At 74.3% G+C, this 3,893-nt stretch carries 3 protein-coding genes; 2 read left to right on the plus strand and 1 reads right to left on the minus strand.

What is annotated here, in order from left to right; genetic code table 11:
• Positions 1 to 23: 23 nt before the first annotated feature.
• Both ACOJTC_RS04130 and ACOJTC_RS04135 read left to right on the plus strand, forming a co-directional pair.
• Positions 24 to 1,043 carry a serine hydrolase gene (locus ACOJTC_RS04130; RefSeq protein WP_420115814.1) on the plus strand — a complete coding sequence of 340 codons (1,020 nt, stop codon included), beginning with the start codon at positions 24 to 26 and terminating at the stop codon, positions 1,041 to 1,043.
• Between the two features lie 147 nt (positions 1,044 to 1,190).
• Positions 1,191 to 2,336 carry an MBL fold metallo-hydrolase gene (locus tag ACOJTC_RS04135; protein WP_420115815.1) on the plus strand — a complete coding sequence of 382 codons (1,146 nt, stop codon included), beginning with the start codon at positions 1,191 to 1,193 and terminating at the stop codon, positions 2,334 to 2,336.
• 23 nt (positions 2,337 to 2,359) lie between these two features.
• Here the strand turns inward: ACOJTC_RS04135 and ACOJTC_RS04140 are convergent, their stop codons facing one another.
• A complete protein-coding gene (locus tag ACOJTC_RS04140; protein WP_420115816.1) occupies positions 2,360 to 3,862 on the minus strand; it encodes a deoxyguanosinetriphosphate triphosphohydrolase family protein in 1,503 nt (500 codons plus the stop codon).
• Positions 3,863 to 3,893: the final 31 nt, after the last annotated feature.

The following is a 3,893-nucleotide window of genomic DNA, read 5'->3' on the forward strand; positions in this document are numbered from 1 at the left end:
GGCCACCACTCGACGGGAGAGCCGTGACCACCAGGGTGAACCGCAGGACGGCGCTGGGTCTCGGCACGGCCGCCACGGCCGGAGCGGTGCTCGTCGGCACTGAAGCGTCGGCCGCCGCCCGCCCCGGCAAGTCCGGCACCGCCCAGGCGAGCCCGGAACTCGTCGCCCCGCGGATCGCCGCGGCCTTCCAGCGGGAGAAGTCGCTGACCGGCGGCAACTGGCAGGTCCACCTCAGCCTGGAGAACGGCGTCACCCCGCTGGTCGCGGTCTCCGAGTCCGCAGACCGGCGGGTCGAGGCGTACAGCGTCAACAAGATCGCGGTGGCCGTCGCGGTGCTCGACCGGATCGACCGGGGGCTGCTCGCCCTCGACCAGCGGGTCGAGGTGGCCGCCTCGACCGTGGTGCCCGGCGGCGACGGCATCTTCGTCCTGGACACCGCCTACCCCAGTTCGGTGACCGTCGGGCACGTGCTGGCCAACCTGCTCACCGTCTCCGACGACACCGCGTCGCGGCTGTGCGGCCTGGTCTGCCCGGCCGCCGAGATCAACCGCACCCTCGCCGCGAAGGGCTTCCCCAACACCCAGGTGCAGCCGCTGTCCGACCCCCACCGGTTCTATCTCGGCACCAGCACCGCCCGGGAGACGCACGCGCTGCTGCGCGCCCTGGTCGCCGGCACGTTGTTGTCGCCGTCGTCGACCGCCCTCGTGCTCAAGCTGCTGCGCTCCCCGGTCGCCTTCACCGACGGCATCCGGCGCACCATGTCCTCGGCGGAGCGGGCCCGGGTGGCCACCAAGGCGGGCTGGTTCGTCGACGCCCGGCACGAGGCCGGTGTGGTCTTCGACACCACCGGGGCGGCGGTACTGACCTACGTGCTCTTCGCCGACGGCCAGGCCGACCGGGACAACTTCGGTGCCACCCACCCGGTGGTGCAGGCCCGGGCCCGGCTCGGCCGGTTCCTTCTGGACGCCACCACGCAGCTGAGGGGCACCGCCGACGCGCCCCGGTACCGGGTGGCCCGGCAGCGCCCCAGCAACGGCGGCTGACCACCCGGGCCCGCACCACCCGGGCCCGGGTCGTCCCCCGGCCCGCCGACCGGCCACCCGAAGCGGGACGGACCGTGGCGCGACGTGGGCGGGAGCGGTCGGCGGTGACTACCGTGTACTGCGGGACACCGGCGAGGGGGACGACACATGGGGAAAGCGGCGGAGCGCACGGCCGGGCGGACGATCGGCGGGCAGCTGTGGCGGGCGGCGGGGCTGGCCGCGCTCGCGGGCCTGGCGTGGACGGCCCGGGACGTGCCGGCGGCGCTGGGCGGCCGGCTGACCGGCGCACGGGCGGAGCGGGCCGCCCGCTCCGCGCAGTTCCGCGACGGCACCTTCCACAACCGGGTCGCCACCCGCACCATGCCCGGCGGTGATCCCGACCGTAACCTGCTGCGGGAACTGCTCTTCGGTCCACAGCGTCGCCGCCCGACCGCACCGGTCCCGTTGCTGCGGCCCGCCCCCGCCCCGACCACCGACGTCGAGCGGGAGCTGAACGTCGTCTGGTACGGCCACGCCTCGACCCTGATCGAGATCGAGGGACACCGGGTGCTGATCGACCCGGTGTGGAGCGACAGGTGCTCGCCGTCGGCCGTGGTGGGGCCGAAGCGGCTGCACGAGCCCCCGGTACGCCTCGACGAACTGCCCACGGTCGACGCGATCCTCATCTCCCACGACCACTACGACCACCTCGACATGGCCACCGTCCGGGAGCTGGTCCGCCGGCAGTCGGCGCCGTTCCTGGTGCCGCTGGGCGTCGGCGCGCACCTCGACCGGTGGGGGGTGCCCGACGACCGGATCATCGAGCTGGACTGGTCGCAGGGGCACCGGGTCGGCGGCCTGGAGATCACCGCGACCGCCGCCCAGCACTTCTCCGGCCGGGGGCTGCGCCGCGACGGCACGCTGTGGAGTTCCTGGGTGGTCGCCGGGGCGCACCGGAAGGTCTTCTACACCGGTGACTCCGGCTACTTCGACGGGTACGCCGAGATCGGCGCGGAGCACGGGCCGTTCGACGTGACGCTGATGCAGATCGGCGCGTACGACCGGGCCTGGCCGGGCATCCACATGTTCCCCGAGGAGGCGGTCGCCGCCCACCTCGACCTGCGCGGCGACCTGCTCGTGCCGGTGCACTGGGCCACCTTCAACCTGGCCCTGCACGACTGGTCCGAGCCGGTGGACCGGCTCTGGGCCGAGGCCAAGGCGCGCGGCGTACGGCTGGCCGTGCCCCGTCCCGGCGAGCGGGTGGTGGTCGACGACCCGTCGGCGGTCGACGGCTGGTGGCAGACGATCGCCTGACCGCAGGCCCCACCGCCCGCCGCTCAGAGCACGAAGGCGTCGGTCCACAGCGCGCCGGAGCGGCCCGACAACACGTCCAGCATCGCCGCCGCCTGCCCGTCGGTGAGCTGGGCGACGAAGTCGACGATGGCCCGGCCCCGGGCCCGGGAGATCCGGTCCGGGGTACGCGGGTGCAGCTCCGCCTCGGCCAGCTCGACCAGGTCGGGCAGGCGGCGGGGCAGCCGGGACTCCTCCTCGGGGTCGAGCAGCCACTCCCACAGCGACTCGACCAGGGTGCCCAGCAGCCGGGCCTGGCCCCGCTGGTGCAGGGCCAGGTCGGGGCGGGCCAGCACGAAGCGGTGGTGGACGAACTTGAGCACCTGCACCTCGTGCCACTGGGCGCGGGCCAGCAGCACGTGGCCGGAGCGCACGTCCGGGGCGGCGGTCACCGTGATCGCGTCGACCAGCCGGGTGGTCCACCGGGCCGAGAACCGGGCCACGTACTGCTCCGCCTCGATCGAGCCGTCGAAGGGCAGCGCCAGCAGCCCGTCCACCAGTTCCTCGCGGACGTGCTCGACGGCGGCGGCGAACGCGTCGTCGTCGGCGATCCAGGCGTCCTTGCGGTGCAGCTGCCGGCGCAGCGCCTCGATCGCCGAGCCGGGTCGGCGGGCCGCGCCGGCCAGCGCGGCGTCGGTGACCGCCCGCAGGTGTCCGCCCTCGCGCTGCCAGGCCATCAGCTCGGCGGCGACGGTGCCCTGCTGGAGCACCCCCACCCGGTAGAAGTCCTCCACGTCGTGGATGGCGTACGCGATGTCGTCGGCGGTGTCCATCACCGACGCCTCGACAGTTTGCTGCCACTGCGCGATCCGCCCGGCGAACGGCGCGCGGGCCTGCCGCAGGTCGGCGAGTTCGGTGCCGTACGCGCCGAACTTCAGCGAGCCGCTGTCCGGGTCGTCGGGTGGGGCGGCGGCGCCCCGGGGTGCGGGACGCAGGTGCCGGGGGTGCGGGTCGGGGTGGTCCAGCCGGGTCCACGGGTACTTCAGCATCGCCGCCCGGACGGCGGCGGTCAGATCGAGGCCCGTGGTGGCCGCGCCCCGGATCTCGGTGCTGGTGACGATCCGGTACGACTGGGCGTTGCCCTCGAAGCCGTCGGCCAGCCCGAGCCGCTGCCGGGCCAGCCGGTCGAGCACCCGTTCCCCCAGGTGCCCGAACGGCGGGTGACCGAGGTCGTGGGCGAGGGCGGCGGCCTCCACCACGTCCGGGTCGCAGCCGCCCAGCTTGTCCAGCAGGTCCCGGTGCGCCGGGTCGGCGGTCAGCCGTTCGGCGATCGCGCGGGCCACCTGGGCGACCTTGAGACTGTGGGTGAGCCGGTTGTGCACGAGCAGTCCCGCCCCGCCGGGGCTGATCACCTGGGTGACCCCGGCGAGACGGGCCAGGAACGGTGAGCTGACGATCCGGTCCCGGTCGACCCGGAACGGGCTCTGCGCCAGATCTCCGGGAGCTACCAGACTGTCACCGAAGAGACGCTGAGCACGTGGATCATCCATGCCCGCAGAATCTACCGACTCTGCAGAGCGT

It is taken from the genome of Micromonospora sp. (assembly GCF_048594385.1).
In the GTDB taxonomy this organism is placed as follows: Bacteria; Actinomycetota; Actinomycetes; order Mycobacteriales; family Micromonosporaceae; genus Micromonospora; species Micromonospora wenchangensis.

Excerpts from the sequence above, each read along its gene's own strand:
- ACOJTC_RS04135 (WP_420115815.1), top strand. The coding sequence starts at position 1,191 with ATGGGGAAAGCGGCGGAGCGCACGGCCGGGCGGACGATCGGCGGGCAG.
- ACOJTC_RS04140 (WP_420115816.1), bottom strand. The coding sequence starts at position 3,862 with ATGGATGATCCACGTGCTCAGCGTCTCTTCGGTGACAGTCTGGTAGCT.